The 17,189-nt window shown below is 33.5% G+C and carries 14 protein-coding genes; all 14 read right to left on the bottom strand.

The genetic code is table 11. From position 1 onward, the window contains the following. Positions 1-245 precede the first annotated feature (245 nt). The 14 genes from CLAVI_RS05065 to CLAVI_RS05000 all read right to left on the bottom strand — a co-directional run bounded on the left by CLAVI_RS05065 (position 246) and on the right by CLAVI_RS05000 (position 17,115). Positions 246-1,484, bottom strand: a complete 1,239-nt coding sequence (locus tag CLAVI_RS05065; RefSeq protein WP_194844513.1) for a hypothetical protein — start codon at positions 1,482-1,484, stop codon at positions 246-248. 398 nt (positions 1,485-1,882) lie between these two features. Further along, entirely contained in the window at positions 1,883-3,262 is a 1,380-nt protein-coding gene (locus tag CLAVI_RS05060; RefSeq protein ID WP_194844512.1) for a hypothetical protein, read from the bottom strand. Between the two features lie 191 nt (positions 3,263-3,453). Continuing rightward, a complete protein-coding gene (locus CLAVI_RS05055) occupies positions 3,454-3,705 on the bottom strand; it encodes a hypothetical protein (protein WP_194844511.1) in 252 nt (83 codons plus the stop codon). A gap of 45 nt (positions 3,706-3,750) precedes the next feature. Next, positions 3,751-4,098 carry a hypothetical protein gene (locus tag CLAVI_RS05050; protein ID WP_194844510.1) on the bottom strand — a complete coding sequence of 116 codons (348 nt, stop codon included), beginning with the start codon at positions 4,096-4,098 and terminating at the stop codon, positions 3,751-3,753. Next, a complete protein-coding gene (locus CLAVI_RS05045) occupies positions 4,079-4,300 on the bottom strand; it encodes a hypothetical protein (protein WP_194844509.1) in 222 nt (73 codons plus the stop codon). The genes CLAVI_RS05050 and CLAVI_RS05045 overlap by 20 nt, the downstream gene beginning before the upstream one ends. A gap of 267 nt (positions 4,301-4,567) precedes the next feature. After that, positions 4,568-4,738 carry a hypothetical protein gene (locus tag CLAVI_RS05040; RefSeq protein WP_194844508.1) on the bottom strand — a complete coding sequence of 57 codons (171 nt, stop codon included), beginning with the start codon at positions 4,736-4,738 and terminating at the stop codon, positions 4,568-4,570. A 346-nt stretch (positions 4,739-5,084) separates the two neighbouring features. Continuing rightward, entirely contained in the window at positions 5,085-6,221 is a 1,137-nt protein-coding gene (locus tag CLAVI_RS05035) for a hypothetical protein (protein WP_194844507.1), read from the bottom strand. A 248-nt stretch (positions 6,222-6,469) separates the two neighbouring features. Further along, positions 6,470-7,771, bottom strand: coding sequence for a hypothetical protein (locus tag CLAVI_RS05030; protein WP_194844506.1), 1,302 nt, complete (start codon positions 7,769-7,771; stop codon positions 6,470-6,472). 330 nt (positions 7,772-8,101) lie between these two features. After that, a complete protein-coding gene (locus CLAVI_RS05025; RefSeq protein WP_194844505.1) occupies positions 8,102-9,493 on the bottom strand; it encodes a hypothetical protein in 1,392 nt (463 codons plus the stop codon). A 203-nt stretch (positions 9,494-9,696) separates the two neighbouring features. Further along, positions 9,697-11,106: a hypothetical protein gene (locus CLAVI_RS05020; RefSeq protein WP_194844504.1), complete on the bottom strand. Its 1,410-nt coding sequence runs from the start codon at positions 11,104-11,106 to the stop codon at positions 9,697-9,699. Positions 11,107-11,673: 567 nt separating this feature from the next. Continuing rightward, on the bottom strand, positions 11,674-13,095 hold the full coding sequence (locus tag CLAVI_RS05015) for a hypothetical protein (RefSeq protein WP_194844503.1): 1,422 nt from the start codon (positions 13,093-13,095) through the stop codon (positions 11,674-11,676). Positions 13,096-13,496: 401 nt separating this feature from the next. Then, a complete protein-coding gene (locus CLAVI_RS05010) occupies positions 13,497-13,652 on the bottom strand; it encodes a hypothetical protein (protein WP_194844502.1) in 156 nt (51 codons plus the stop codon). Positions 13,653-13,838: 186 nt separating this feature from the next. Beyond that, positions 13,839-15,128: a hypothetical protein gene (locus tag CLAVI_RS05005; protein WP_194844501.1), complete on the bottom strand. Its 1,290-nt coding sequence runs from the start codon at positions 15,126-15,128 to the stop codon at positions 13,839-13,841. Between the two features lie 508 nt (positions 15,129-15,636). Further along, complete coding sequence (locus tag CLAVI_RS05000; protein ID WP_194844500.1) at positions 15,637-17,115, bottom strand: hypothetical protein; 1,479 nt, start codon at positions 17,113-17,115, stop codon at positions 15,637-15,639. Between the last annotated feature and the right edge of the window lie 74 nt (positions 17,116-17,189).

Genomic DNA, 17,189 nt, shown 5'->3' with positions numbered 1-17,189 from the left:
CTTAAACAATGATTAGAGAGATGTTTTTGTTAATAAGAAACAGCTTGATGAAATTGAAAGTATAGAAAAGATAAGAATTTTATTAATAACAAAAAGGATTACATGAAATAGTAATCCTTTTTTTTTATAAGATTTAATAACTAGAATTGCTGCTAGAAACTATCTTCAGTACAATCCATAAACACAATTATTGGATCATTCAGCCCATCTTGCCCATCACCAGATATAAGAATAGTAATGTCTGGTTATAAATCTGTAACCATAGGTAATTGTACCTCTGGATCCCATTCAAACATGAAATCTTTTTCTATTGAACTCGTGATGCAAGTTCCTAATAATCGAGAAATAGCACTTGCTGCATATAAAGAAGTAGAAACTATAATCAATACTTCCTTAGGAAGAGCTTCTGGGTCACAAAAATCTTGTATAGATGTAATAGCTTTTAAAGTATCTAATGAAGCAAACGCAGGTAAAGACAACAAAGATAAAGCTAATACACTAGAACCTGTTCCAGAAGCACCTAACAAAAGTGTATCTTGCATAGTAATAATGGTAAATTTTTGTAATCCATCACAAGATCTTTTAGCATTAGCTCTTCTTGTCTTTATACACTGCCTAACAAAGATTTTTATCATAGTACCAGCAAAAACCAGCACACTTCCTGCACCAAAAGCCAATGTCAAAACATTACACGCATTACAAGAATGACCACTAGGAATAAGAGGAATAAAAGGAACTGCTGAATTCACACACATACTTGAATCTACATAACCACCACCATATCCACCTTTAACCTTACCTACAACATCTTCACCTTCCCAACAGTATACATCTAAACCACTTGATACATTAACAGGCGCACACATCGCCTCTTGTTTAAATCCAGGAATCTTTTCCTCACTTCCACTCTCTATATTAGAAAACATTGTCTGATTAGACATGCACAAGCTCTTTTCTTCATACCTCCATAAACCATTTGTAAACTGCATAACTATATAATCAGTTACATTATTTGCCATACTCATGGCACTAACATTACAAATTGGCACTGAAGATCCTGGAAACTGCGATCGATAACTCGCTACAGTAGTGCAATACATTGTATCATTATCATTTGTATGATTCTTACACACTCCAAAGTCACTTGAATTCCATGAAGTCGTAGAAGAAAGATTTTGAGCACTACTACTAAAACATAATGATGCTGATTGAGCAACCTCTTGCGCTGTAGCCACAAGAATCTCAGATAAATCTTCTCTAGCACAAACAGATGCTGTGACTAAACCCACAACTCCCATGGCACATGCTACTCCTAATGAAGAATCCAGAAAAGCTGTACACGCTTTTGCACATGTTGTTATATTGTTCGATATATTAACTCTAAACTCTGCCCAATTAGATGGACACTGCCTTCCTGTATACACCAAAACTTGCTGATTGAAGGATTGTAATCCTGAAGAAAACCCACGACCTATTCCAGACATATTGCCTCTTTTATAAAATTAAATATTTTTTGATAATTTACATTAAAAAACAAAGCATGTTGTACATATAGTTTATTATAAAAAAGTTAAAAAATTTTGTTTATAAGAGGCTGACACAGCTGTTAGAGCAATATTTTCCAAAAAGAAAAAAAATTTATCAAAATAAAAAGTATATTTTAGACCCTGTCAGTAATTAAATTTTAATATTAAATACTAAAAAAAAAATTTACCTTAAGAGCTTGAAAAAAAATAAGAATTTGAGACAGAAAAGATTATATGAAATAGTAATCCTTTCTGTTTTATCAGATTTAACAACAACAAGTCTTCCTTGTAGAAGGCTCTTCAATCTCAGCCCAAACTATTTTAGGCATCTTTCCTTGAAAGCTATCATAATCATGTCACTGATCTTTAAATGCTTCTAGACATTCTTTCAGCATAGGAAGTTCTTCTTCTTGCACTTCTTCCTCTTCTCTTTGTTCAGTCAATGCTGCAAACATTGGCAAGTACTCGTCTTCTTCCAACTCCACTTTTACTGAACTATTTAAATAACCTGGAGAAATTGTACTAACATGTTTATCTAAAGGTATTTGCACTATGACTTTTTCATCATAAATTGATTTTTCTTCGATTGAACTCGTGATATAATTATTGATTAACCTAAAAGTTGCGCTAGCCCAATAAAGAGCTGTTGATGCTACAATTATCTCCTTACTAGCTGGATTATGGGAATCCACTAACGAAAGCACAAACACACTTGAACCTAATCCAGAAGCACCTAAAAGTAATCCATCTCGTAAAGTTAAAGCCACTAACCTTCTTCCTTTTTTAGAATTCTTAGGACCTTTGGCTCTACATTGGTTATAGATTATTTTTCCAAGCGTGACAATTAGCACTGCTATACTTCCTGCTCCAAAGGCCATCATCATTCTATTACAATCATGAGACTCTGGATAATTATTGCTAGGAGCTACTGGATTTATGCATGTAGTAGTATTAACAAAATAGTTCTTGTATTTGCTCTGGATGGTAGTATCATTATTCCAACAAGACACATCATTATCTTTAACCCCTACTTCTCCTGCTACCAAAGTGACCATAACATCATCAGGATCATTCGAGCAGATGCTGAGTTCATTCAAAGCGTCTGTGTCTACTCCATTTGTTGAACTAACCACCAAAAAAGCCATCTCACTCAAACAATTTATCAATGGAGAAACTACCCACACAGTTTGGTTCCAAAACATATATACTAACGCATCATAATCAGTAGACCCAGTATCTTGACAGATAGGGACTGAAGTATTAGGAAAAAACTTTTGATAATCAGATGTTTTTAAACAATTTACTCCCTCATTGGAATCCTTCGGAACATTATCTGGCCAACATATGCCAATATTTTTTGTTCCCAATGAAGTAAAGCTTGTTTGATTTTGTGAATATAAATGATCTTGTTTCTTAAAGCATAATAGGACTTTTTCGTAATCTTTGGGTGGAGGAGAATCAGTAGTCATTGGAAGCAATGTAGCTGCAACAACATCCAAAAGATCTTCACCTACACAAACAGATGCTGCAACTATACCCAAAACCCCCATAGCACATGCCATACCTAACGAAGAATCAAGAAAAGCTGTACATGCTTTTGCGCATGTTTTCATATTTCTAGATAAATTAGCTTTAAACTCTGAGCAATTAGTAGGACAATGCCTCCCTGTATATACAAAAATATTATTATTAAAGGATTGTAACCCTGAAGAAAACCCATTCCTTATTCCTGACATATTACCTCTTTGCATAAACTTAAAATGATTTTTTTAATTATTAGTATTAAAAAAAATAAAGTATAGTGCTTGTATAATTTATTATAAACATTTTTTTAATTAAAAGATTCATAATACAAAATGCAAAACCAAGTAAATAGTACCTGAAGAAAGTACTAGAGAGATATTTTTGTTAATAAGAAGAAATGTTATTAAACAAAAAGCAAAGAAACAATGGGAATGATTACATCAAATAGCAATCCTTCCCATTTTATAAGATTAAGAGATATTAACAACAAGACTTTCTTGGAAAAGAATCTTCTTGACCACTTAGAAGCTGTAAGCATAGGTAATTTTACTACTTTATCTTCAGCAGATGTACGCTTTTTCCCTAACGAACTAATAATACAATTACTTAATAATTTAGAAGCAGCACTATTCCAATAAAGAGCTGTGGCTGCCATGGCTATCTTCTTAGTGCTTTCATTTACAGGACCACAGGGAGGTAATCAAGAAGTTACTAAAACACCTGTCCCTAGAGCAGAAGCACCTAAAAGAAGACCTTTCTCTAAGGTTAAAGCTGCTAAACTTTTGAATCTTTTAGAACAACTTTTATCCTTCTTAGAACCTTTAGCTTTACATTGTTTATAGATTATTTTTCCAATCGTTGTCATTAATACAACAGCACTTCCAACAGCAAAAGCAATCATCATAACACTACAAGGAGGACAATTCTTCTCTTCTACAGGGAATGCTGTTTTTAATGGCATGGAAGTAGTAGATGGAGCTAGTGTAGTTATAGTAGACATAGGACAGTTAGTTGTATCAGTAAAATATTTAGGATACTCTCCCTTCATATTTGCTGATGGGTTCCAACAATATGCCCCCTCTATTTACTCCATCATTTACATTAATATTATCAGTAGAATTTTTTACAGATACAGTCTGAAATACTGCCTGAAAAACAATGACAGCCAATCCAACTTCTGATGCATTCATCATAGAAAATACACTTGCTGATAGACACTGTATTGCTGTTAATAGACCCCTAGACCTCATCTAATACATCAATAAATACATAACTTAAATATTGTGCTCCTTTTTTATGTCCTGAATATCCAGTCCAATTAGTTGCTTGAAATTGTGTAACTGAAACAAAAGGAAATCACTCTTGATGTTCTTTTAAAGAGACGCAATAAATATCATATTATCACTTACTTGTTTCATGTTGACAAATACCATATTCACCTAAAGTACAGTTTTGTAATTTAGCAGCATTGTTCTGGCATCTTTTCATGTATTTCAGGCCCCTCATACATAAATATACTAGCTCATGATTACTGAGGGGGCAGTCTCGGTACTCATTGGAAGCAAGGTATTTGCAGTAATTTCCACCATATCCTCACCTGCGCAAAGAGATGTTGTAAATATACCAACTACTCCCATAGCAAATGCAACGCCTAATGAAGAATCAAGAAATGCTGTAAATGCTTTCACATTTCTTTATACATTAGCTTTAAGCTCTGTCCAACTAGCAGGACACTGCCTTCCTATATTCACTAAAACATTATTATTTAAAGATTGTATCCCTGAAGACAATCCATTACTTATTCCTGACATAATTATCTCTTTTATAGAATTATTTTTTTAATATTTTTTATTAAAAATAAAGCATATGATAGATGTCATTTATTATAAAACAACACCTTAAAAATGCACTAGATATACACTCTTATTACTAAGAAACAAATTAATGACAAAAAGGATTACAAGAAATAGTAATCTTTTTTCTTTATCCAATTTAACAATTAGTTATTCACATAAAAGGATCTGAAGAATGATGCTAAACGATAAATACTTGATTAATTAGTCCTTCTTCATCCTCGTCATCATCACCTTCGGGAAGGTTTTGGCATTCTTCTAGACGTATAGCTTCTTCTAGCATTGGCTCTTCTAAGAATGGACTAGTAATACAATAATCTACTAACCTAGAAGCAGCACTCGCCCAATAAAGAGCTGTAGAACTAATAATTACCCTATTAGAGCCTGCATCTATAGGATCACAAGGAGACATGAAAAAATTTAAGAAAATCTTTGCCCCTAACGCGGAAGCTGTCAACTGTAGCGCATTTGACAAGGTCAATGGCACTAAACTTATTAAGCTTTTGTAAGATTTTTTAGAAACTGTTACCTTACATTGATTATAGATTATTGAGCCAACTGTAGCTGTCAATACTACAATACTTTCTGCACTAAAGAATAATACCAAACTCTTACACTGATTGGAATCATCTATACCTTCCCAACAATATACAGGCATATGATTTCTCGTAGTACCAGAAAGACACATTGTATTGTTTCTAAATCTATTTTCCTGATCATTCTCTCCACTTTGTACATTAGCAAACATTGTATGATTAGAGAGGCATGTCACATTTTTGACAGAAACATGTGCTTTGTGCATAAATTTCATAACAACATATTCAGTTATCTTATCTCCTATACCCTTCATAGTAGAATTACAAACTGGTAATGAAACTTCATGGTCAAAATGATGATGATGATCTAAGGCAGAGCAATACATTGTACTATTACCAACTATCTTCCCCATACATACTTTCAAGCTAGGTATATTCCATGAAGCTAGAAAAGATGAATTTTGTGTAAGATTTTGATGGCTTCGACTAAAACATAGTGACACTGAATGATCAACTTTTTGAGCTATAGCGACAAGAAACACATCTACATGTTCTCTTGCACACACAGATGCCACAATTATACCAAAAGTCCCCATAACAAACGACATACCTAATGAAGAACTAAGAAATGCTGTAGATGCTTTTGCACATGCTCTGATGTTTTTTGATACATTAGTTTTAAGCTCTGACCAACTAGTAGGACACTTTCTTGCAGTATACACCAAAACATTATTATTCAAGGATTCTATCCCTGCAGAAAATCCATCACTTATTCCTGACATAATTATCTCTTTTGTATAGTTAAATATTTTTTTCAATAGTGCGCGCTAAAAAATAAATCATACGATATAATTTATTATATAATAATGCATTGAAACAGTTACCATAGCAATATTTTTCCAAAAAGAAGAAACCTTAGAGCGTTTCAGAACTTCAAAAAGATTTAAGGTAGAAAGGATGACATAAAATAGTAATCCTTTCTGTCTTATAAAATTAGGAAATATTAAGAACCAACCTTGCTTATAGAAAGCTATTCTGGACTATCCAGAACCACAACTACTGAATCAATTAATCCATCTTCATCTTCTTCTACAGGGCTAGTAATACAATTTCCTAATAATCGAGTAGCTGCACTAGCTATGTAAAGAGCTGTTGAAAGTCCTAGCACCTGTTTAGCATCTTTAGAAACTGGACTACACAAATCTCTTACAGAAGAAACAAGAACACCACAGCCAACCTCAGAAGCGCCTAAAAGTAACCCCTCCTGTATACTCAATATTAAAAATTTTCCAAATCTATCGTCAGAATTTTTATACCGAATTCTATTAGTTTTTTTACACTGCTTATATATTATCTTGACAAGAGTAGCCATCAATACCAACGCACTTCCAACGCCAAAAACAAGAAGCATAGAACTACATGAAGAACAAATATTCTCTTCTATATGTATTGATGGCGTCATAGTCATATGTGGAGATGCAGTAGTTGGATGACTTGGATCAACACATTGATCCGAAGGTATAAATGCTTTTGGATACTTGCTTCTCATATCATCTTTTTGATTCCAACATATTGCATTTGTAGAAACGTTTCTTGATATAGCTGAAAATGTACATTTAGCTGATGTGAGTTTTAAATCAAAATCCCTGTTTTGATTTCCTACTCCTATAGAATATGATACAGACTGGAGCATACATACTACTTCTTTAGATAATAACCATAACCCATTACTCCAAAAAATAAATACAGCACCTAAAAAATCATCCTGGGTATACAACCCTTGTGACTGATACCCTGATTTAGACAAAGCTGGACAGGAAGGAAATTGCATTTGAGGAAATCGTTTCTTAAAAGCACTCACCACAACACAGTGCACTTCATCAATCTTATCTTTAGTCGTAGGAGTATTACAACGACCATAATTTTCACCACTCCATTGAGGAGCACCATTATATTTAGTAGCAGCAGTATAATCTATTTTTGAAAAGCATACCAAAACTTTTTCATCATCTAATGGTAGTGAAGTAGAAAGGGGAACAGTGATTGGAAGTAATGTAGTAGCCATAGCTTCTATAAGATTTTCTTGCATACAAACAGATGCTGTTGCTAAACCTAATACGCTCATAGAAATTGCTCCGCCTAATGAAGAATCAAGAAAAGCAGACCACATTTTTGCACATGTTTTTATATTATTTGCACATGTTTTTATATTATTAGATACATTAGCTTTAAGCTCACTCCAACTAGAAGGACAACTTCTTCCTGTATGTACAAAAAGATTCTCATTTAAAAATTGGATCCCAGAAGAAAACCCACTACCTACTCTTGTCATATTACCTCTTTCATAAGATTAAAGTTTTTTTTTAACAATCAACATTAAAAAATAAAGTATCTTACGCAAAAAATTTATTATAAACAAATTAAAAATTTGAATTGCAAATAAATTTTTTTAATTAAAAGCATTAACAATGCAAAATTCATCACTAAGAAAATAGTGCCTGAGACAATTACTAGAGAGCGATTTCTATTAATAAGAAGAAATTTTATCAAAAAAAAAGCATGCTTACTATTTAAATTTTAATATTATTCTGATAAAGATTTGAAGAATGACAAGATGGATTACATGAAATAGTAATCCCTCTTGTCTTAGAAGATTAAAAGACTAACTTGTAGGAAGATCTTCTGGACCACCCATCACCACAACTATTGGATCAATTAATCCTTCTTCTAATTCTTCATCTTCTTCTACAGAACTAGTAATACAATTTCCTAATAATTGAGTAGCTGCACTAGCTATATAAAGAGCTGTTGAGATCCCTAACATCTGTTTAAGCTCTTGAGAAGCTGGTGTACAAACATCTTTTGCAGAAACAACTAAAACACCACAACCAACCTCAGAAGCACCTAAAAGCAACCATTTCTGCATATTCACTATTAAAATCTTTCCTAATTTATCGCTAGAAACTTTAGAATTAATTTTCTTAGATTTTTTAAACTGTTTATATAATGCCTTCGCAACAATAGTAGTCAAAACCAAGGCACTTCCCATTCCAAAAGCAATCATCATAGGACTACAAGAAGGACAATTCTCTATAACAGCCATGCCTGTTGTTAATGGCATGGAAGTAGCAGATGTTAATGCCTTAGAAGTAGTAAATGGAGCTAATGTAGCCCCTTGAGACATTGTGCAGCCAGTTGTATTAGTAAAATATTGAGGAAATTTGGATAACATATTTTTGTTTGGAAGCCAACAATAAGCACCTCTATTGACACCATCGTGCGCATCAGTATGATCATGACCTGTTGGATCTCGTCTAGATGGAGGCTGATAAAATGCTTCCTCCGCTGTTTCTGATGCATTCATCATATCAAATACATCTGACATCATACACTTCATCGTATTGAGCACACCTAACTCTTCCTTGTGCATATTTTGCATATATACATAATCTAAATACTGCTTACTTGAATTATAATTTGGATAGCCAGTCCAATTAGTTGCTTGACATTCTGGAAGAGATACACTAGGAAAATGATCTCGATATTCTTTTAACGACGCACAATAAATATCCGATGGTAAGATAGCACCTGAACTCATCTGACCTACACCAAATTGACCTAGAGTCCAATTCTGTTTAGAAATACTAACTCCTTCTGGCCAAGATCGCACCCCTGGCATACACAAATATACTGATTCATTATTAGACAGAGGAGGGAGCGGAAGGCTATTAGTAGTGGCAACAATGTTAGTTGTGGCAACAATAGTAGTAGTAGTAGTAGTGATAGATGGAAGCAATGTAGTACTAATAATATCTAACACATCTTCACCTGCACAAAGAGAGCTTGTAACTAGACCAACTACCCCCATGGCTACAGCTAAACCAAATGAAGAATTAAGAAATGCTGTACACATTTTTGCACATGTATGCATATTTTGTGACATATTACCCTTAAGCTCTGACCAAGTAGTAGGACAACTTCTTCCTATATGTCCCAAAAAATTATTATTTAAAGATTGGATCCCAGAAGAAACCCCATTACCTATTCCAGACATATTACCTCTTATATAGAATTAAAATATTTTTTAATAAATAGTATTAAAAAATAAAATATCCTATAACTATAAGTTATTTTTAACAAATTAAAAATTCGAACTATAAACTTAATGATGCAAAATTCATTATTAGAAAAATAGCGCCTAAGACAATCACTAGAGAGAGATTTTTCTTAACAAGAACAAACCTTGCTTATAGAAGGCTATTCTAGACTATCCAGAACCACAACTACTGGAACAATTGTTTTCTCTTCTTTCTCCTCATCAGCTCCTGAAGCCTTCAGTGCTGGTTCTGAAGCTGCGAGCATAGGTAATTCTACTATTACATCTTCCATTTGAGTTAGCTCTTTTCCTATTGGACTAGTAATACAATTACTTAATAATCTAGAAGCAGCACTAGTCCAATAAAGAACTGTTGACGCCATGACTATCTTTTTAGCGCTTTCATCTACAGGACCACAAGGATCTATGACAGAAACTATTAAAGCTCCTAAACCTATACCAGAAGCGCTTAAAAGTAATCCTTCCTCTAAAGTTAAAGCCGCTAAACTTCTTGCCTTTCTAGAAGCATTTTTAGACTTCTTAAAACCTTGAGCTTTGCATTGTTTATAGATTATTTTGCCAACTGTAGTGGTTAATACCAATGAACTACATACGCCAAAAGCAATCATCATAATATTACATGGAAGACAACTACTATTTATACCAGGAACATCTGTTGTTAATGGCATTAAAGTAGTATTTGGGGGTAGTGTAGGCACTTTAGACATAGTGCAGTTATTTGTATCAGGAAAATACTGAGGAAACTGACTCCTCATGTTTTCTGAATGCCTCCAACAATAAGCGCCTCTATCTACTCCATCATTCGCCTTAGTACGATCATTACCTGTAACATTTTGTACAGATGGAGGCTTATATGAGGCTAAAGAATCCTTTTCGCTAAAAATAGCATTAGATGTACTCAACATATCAAATACACCTTTCATCATACAATCTGTCAGATTTTTTAGCTCAAACCCACTATTCCATGACGTTTGCTCTACATATACATAAGTAAAATAGCGTTTGCTTGCGTTATAATTTGTTTGTTTAGTCCAATCAGTCTCTAAACATTTTGGAAAAGATGTATTGGGATATTTATCTTGATACTCTTGTAACGAAAAACAATAGATATCGTACTCTGAGAAACTATTTTTATTCTCCTGCCCTATACCGAATTGACCTATAGTCCAGTTATTTTCTGCAATTTTACCTTGTTGCAGAAAATCTTGATACCCTTGCGTACATAAATATACTAATTCATTATTACTTAAAGCTGACAGGGTAGCCACAGAAGTATTGGGAGATCGAAACAATGTAGTAACAACCACTTCTACAATATCCTCACCTATGCAAAGAGATGTTGTAACTATTCCAACTATCCCCATAGATACAGCTAAACCAAATGAAGAATCAAGAAAAGCTGTACATACTTTTGCACATGTTTTCATGTTTCTTGATATATTAGCTTTAAGATCTGTCCAACTAGAAGGACACTGCCTTCCTATATGAACTAAAACATTATTATTTAAAGATTGTATCCCTGAAGACAATCCATTACCTATTCCTGGCATATTACCTCTTTTAAAAAATCGCTAAATGTAAATTATAAGAAATAACAAGACTAATTTGTAGAAGGTTATTCTGGACTATCTTTGACAATCGCTACAGAAATAGTTAGTTCTTTTAGATCATCAGTTATTACTCTGAATTCACGCCTTTAAAGAAATAATTCTAAACTTCTTAAGAAATATAGTTGTTAACACTCATACACTTCTATCAAAAAAAAAGCCATCATCATAGCAATAAAAAGAAGACTATTATTCTCTTCTATAAGAAGTGCTGTTGTTAATGGCATTAAAGTAGTAGTGCACTAGCATAGTTATACTAGAGATCAGATAACTAGTCATATTAGTAGAGTATTTAAGGTAATTTTCCCTTCATATTTTGTGACTGGGACCAACAATAAGCGCCTCTATCTACTCCATCATGAGCATTAGTAAATATCTATAACGTGATATTCATTAAAAATAGAGACTTACTCAGTGCTTTAACAGCCTTTAATACCCTACTTAGATTTGATGAATTCATCATAGATAATACATCAAATGTTATATCTTGATACTCAGTTCCATTATTTGCTACACATTGAAATCAGGGGAAACCGCTACTGATGCTAAAGGTTCAAGCATAAGCCACCCTAGATCTTCTTCATCATCTGCGTCTTCTTCTACAGGACTAGTAATACAAGTTCCTAATAATCGAGTAGCTGCACTAGTTAAGTAAAGAGCTGTTGAAATCACTACCATCTGTTTAGCCTCTTTAGAAGGTGGCTCACAAAAATCTTTTAAAGATAAAACTAACACACCACAACCAACTTCAGAAGCACCTAAAAGCACCCATTCCTTCATACTACCTGTTAAAATCTTTCCTAATCTATTACCAGAAACAGTCGCATTAATTCTCTTACGTCTTTTACAATGTGTATATATTATCTTAGCAATAGTAGCAGTCAAAACCAATGCACTTCCAACTCCAAAAGCAAGCATCATAGAACTACATGGAAGACAACTACTATCTACACCAGACATGTCTGTTGTTACTGACATAGAAGTAACTGATGTAGTTAGATTGTCTATAGCTGTTGTTAATGTTCTTTCAGTAGTAGATGGGGCTAATGTAACTTCCTTAGACATATTGAAGTTAGTTAGATCAGGAAAATATTTAGGAAAATGGCTCTTCATTTTTTTGTTATGTTCCCAACAATATGCCCCTCTATCTATTCCATCTTTCGCATTAATATGACCAAGACTTTGCATAGACGCAGGCTTATATTTTGCTTTAGAAGCCTTTTTAAAAAAATGAGAATCTGATGCACCCAACATATCAAATACACCTTTTACCATACAATCTGTCAGATTGCTTAGCTGAAACCCACTATGTGATGACGTTTCTTCTACATATACATAAGTAAAATAGCCTTTGCTTATGCTAGAATTTGAATATCCACTCCAATCAATCGCTGAAAATTCAGGAAAAGATGTATTGGGGTATTTATTGTGATATGCTGCGAGAGAAACACAATACATATCATGCTGTGAGAGAGAATGTCCAACACGCTGCCCTATACCAAATTGATCCAAAGTCCAGTTTTGACTTGCAATTTTATCTTCTTCTAAAAACTTTTTATTCCCTTGCGTACATAAATATACTAATTCTCTGTTACTTAAAGGAATCAAGGTAGAAGCAGGAACAGTAGTTATAGTAGTAGTTGTTGTAGCAGTAGTAGTGATAGATGGAAACAATGTAGTAACAACCACATCTACCATATCCTCACCTGCACAAAGAGATGTTGTAACTACTCCAACTATCCCCATAGATACTGCTAAACCTAATGAAGAATCAAGAAAAGCTGTACATATTTTTGCACATGTTTGCATATTTTTTGATATATTATCTTTAAGCTCTGTCCAACTAGACGGACACTTTCTTCCTGTGTGTACAAAAAAATTACTATTTAAATATTGGATCCCAGAAGAAAAGCCACTACCTATTCCTGACATATTGCCTCTTTTATAAAATTAAAATATTTTTTAATAATCACTATTAAAAAAACAAAATATCTTATAGATGCAAGTTATTTTAAAACAAATTAATTTTTTACTTAAAGTATATTTTTTTGAATTAAAGGATGGATAATTCAAAATTCAGAATTAGGCAAACAAGCACTGAAACAACTACTAGAAAGGCATTTTCGTTAAAAATAAGAAAATTTATCTAAAAAAGCATGCTTAAGATTCCATCATCATTTGTAACAAATTAAGAGCCTCAATAAAGATGTAAATTTGATGAACAAAAAGACCTGTTTATAAAAAGCTCTTCTAAAGCACCTCAAAAAATAGCTATAGGAATAGTTAGTTATGTTGAATGATCATCTGTCATTAAAGAGCACATTCTTTTAACTTCAAGCCTTTCTAGAATTCTTAAGAAATGTTGTTATTAAAACTAATGCACATCTAACACCAAAAGCCATCATCATCAGACTAAAAAGAAGATAATTATTCTCTTCTATAACAAGTACTATTGTTAATGGCATTAAAGTAATAAATGGAATCAGCATAATTTACTAGATATTGGTCAACTAGTCATATTAGTAAAGTATTTAGGATCCTTTCCCCTCTCATATTTTCTAATTGACCTCAACAATAAGCTTCTCTATTGATTCCATCACAAGCATCTATAATATTTCTGATATTCACTACAAAAAGAGTCTTACAAAGTGTTTTAATAGCCTTTACTACTATATTCATTCCCATTGTCTGTAACCAAAGGAAGAATCCCATGCTCCTAAAGATGCAATCATAGGCAATCCTACTTCTACATCTTCTTCATGATCTTCGTCTTCTTCTATAGGACTAGTAATACAAGTTCCTAATAATCTAGCAGCTGCACTAGTCAAGTAAAGAGCTGTTGAAATCACTACCATCTTTGTAGTATCTTTAGAAGGTGACCCACAAAAATCTTTTGCAGAAATAACTAAAACACCTGTCCCTAGACCAGAAGCTCCTAGAAGCAACCACTCCTTCACACTCCTCATTACCATCTTATCACATCTATTCCTAGAAGCTGTCGTATTAGCTCTCTTAAGCTTTTTACACTGTGCATATACTATCTTAGCAAGAGTAGTAGTCAAGACAAATGCACTTCCTGCTCCAAAAACAAGCATCATAGCACTACATGGAGGACAACTACTATCTACACCTGGCATCTCTGTTGCTACTTTCATAGAAGCAACAGATGTAGTTAGAATATCTATAACTGTTGTTAATGGCACAGAAGTAGTAGATGGTGCTAATGGATCTCCTTTAGAAAGGGTACAGTTAGTTGTATCAGGAAAATATGAAGGAAACTGGCTTTTCATATTTTTGTCACTTTCCCAACAATATGCCCCTCTATCTACTCCATCATCAGCATCAGTACGATCATGACCTGTATCATTGTAGATAGATTCAGGCTTATATTTTGCATCAAAAGCCTTGCCTAACAAACTAGGATCTGATGCACCCAACATATCAAATACACCTTTCATCATACAATCTTTCATAGCATTTAGCTCCAATCCTAAACCTTTTGCTGCTTTATGCACATGTACATAAGTTAAATAGGAATCGCTTGCGTTGTAATTTGGATATCTAGCCCAATCAGTTGCTGAACATTCTGGAAAAGAAGTATTGGGGTATTGATTATGATATTCTTGGACTGAAAAACAATACATATCATATCTTGAGGAACTACGCCCATCAAACCGCCCTATACCAAATTGACCTAAAGTCCAGTTTTGATCTGCAATTTTATCTTTTCCTAGAAGCTCTTGATACCCTGGCGTACATAAATACACTAATTCCTTATTACTTATAGGAGAAATGGTAGGAGAAGCAGCAGTAGTGACAGATGGAAACAATGTAGTAGCAACTACATCTATCATATCCTCACCTGCGCAAAGAGATGTTGTAACTATTCCAACGACCCCCATAGCTATAGCTAAACCAAATGAAGAATCAAGAAATGCTGTACATATTTTGGCACATGTTTCCACATTTTTTGATACATTATCTTTAAGCTCTGCCCAACTAGTAGGACAACTTCTTCCTGTATGTACAATTAAAATATTTTTTAATAAATAGTATTAAAAATAAAGAATATTACAGCTATAACTTATTTTAAACAAATTAAATTTTTCAATTATAAATAGATAATTCAAAATTATAAGATAGGTAAATAGTCGCTGAAAAAACTACTAGAGAGACATTTTTATGAATAAGAAGAAATTTTATATAAAAGAAGCTTAGTTATTTAAATTTTAATGTTAAATGAAACAAAAAAAATAAATATTTGATCAATGATAAAAAAGATTAAGAACAAGATTTGCCTGCTAGAAGCATCTTCAAAGACCACAACTGCCAAAATCATTAATAGTAACAAAAATACCTTTTTTACATATGTACGAGAAGCTTACTATTTAAAAATTGGATCAATAAAGATATGATGAATGAAAAAAAGGATTACATGAAATAGTAACCCTTCCTGTATTTAAGATTAAAAAATTAAGAACAAGACTTACTTGTAGTAGGCTCTTCTGGATCATCACCATCAGTAGACTCAAAAACATTAACTCCTGATTCTAAATTTTCCATCATAGATAACCCTACTTCTACATCTTCTTCCTGATCTGCGTCTTCTTCTATAGGACTAGTAATGCAAGTTCTTAATAATCGAGTAGCTGCACTAGTCAAGTAAAGAGCCGTTGAAATCACTACCATCTGTTTACCATCTTCAGCAGGTGGCCCACAAAAATCTTTTATAGAAGAAACTAAAACACCTACCCCTATACCAGAAGCACATAAAAGCAAGCATTCCTGCATAGCCATCATTAACATCTTCTTGCCTCTATTACGAGAAACTTTAGTATTAATTCTCTTAGGTTTTCTATACTTTGTATATACTATCTTAGCAAGAATAGCAGTCAAGACCAATGCACTTCCTTCTCCAAAAGCAAGCATCATAGCACTACATGTTGGACAACTCTTATCCACAACAGACATGTCTGTTGTTATTGGCATAGAAGTAGTAGGTGTAGCTAATGTGCTTATAGCTGTTGTTAATGACTCAGTAATAGATGTAGCAGTAGTAAATGGGGCTACTGTAGCTCCTTGAGAAATGGTACAATTAGTTGTATCAGTAAAATATTTAGGAAAGAGGCTTTTCATGTTTTGGCCCTTATCCCAACAATAAGCACCTCTATCTACGCCATCATGTGCATCAGTACTATCCTGACCTGTACTATTTTGTACAGATGCAGGCTTATATGATGCTGTAGAAGCCTTTTCTGCTGCTAGACTAGAATTTGATGCACTCCACATATCAAACACACCTTTCACCATACAATCTTTAAAAGTGCTTAGATGTAACTCAGGTTTGCTTGCTGTTACCTCTGTATATACATAACTGAAATAACGATGGCTTGCGTTATAATTTGGATATGTACTCCAATCAGTTGCTTGACAGTCTGGAGCAGATGTATTGGGGTATTGATTGCGATATTCTTGTAATGAAAAACACCAGACATCATAATGTGAAAGCTTATCAGCATCTTCCTGCCCTACACCAAATTGACCTATACTCCAGTTTCTTTCTGCGATTTTACCTAATCCTAAAGGACTGTGACGCCCTGACGCACATAAATATACTAATTCATTATTAGGCAGAGGAGACAGGGTAGGAGCAGTCATAGTAGTGGTAGTGATAGTAGTGATAGATGGAAACAACGTAGTAGAAACCACATCTATCATATCCTCACCTGCACAAAGAGATGTTGTAACTACTCCAACTACCCCCATAGCTACAGCTAAACCAAATGAAGAATCAAGAAATGCTGTACATATTTTGGCACATGTTTTCGCATTTTTTGACACATTATCTTTAAGCTCTTTCCAGCTAGAAGGACAACTTCTTCCTGTATGTACAAAAAGCTTATCATTCAACAACTGGATCCCAGAAGAAAATCCATTACCTATTCCAGACATATTACCTCTTTTATAAAATTAAAATATTTTTTAATAAAAAGTATTAAAAAAACAAAATACTATACAAATATAAC

The sequence above is a fragment of the Candidatus Clavichlamydia salmonicola genome (genome assembly GCF_015356765.1).
GTDB classification, from domain to species: Bacteria; Chlamydiota; Chlamydiia; order Chlamydiales; family Chlamydiaceae; genus Clavichlamydia; species Clavichlamydia salmonicola.
This window is presented reverse-complemented; position numbering and strand designations above follow the sequence as displayed.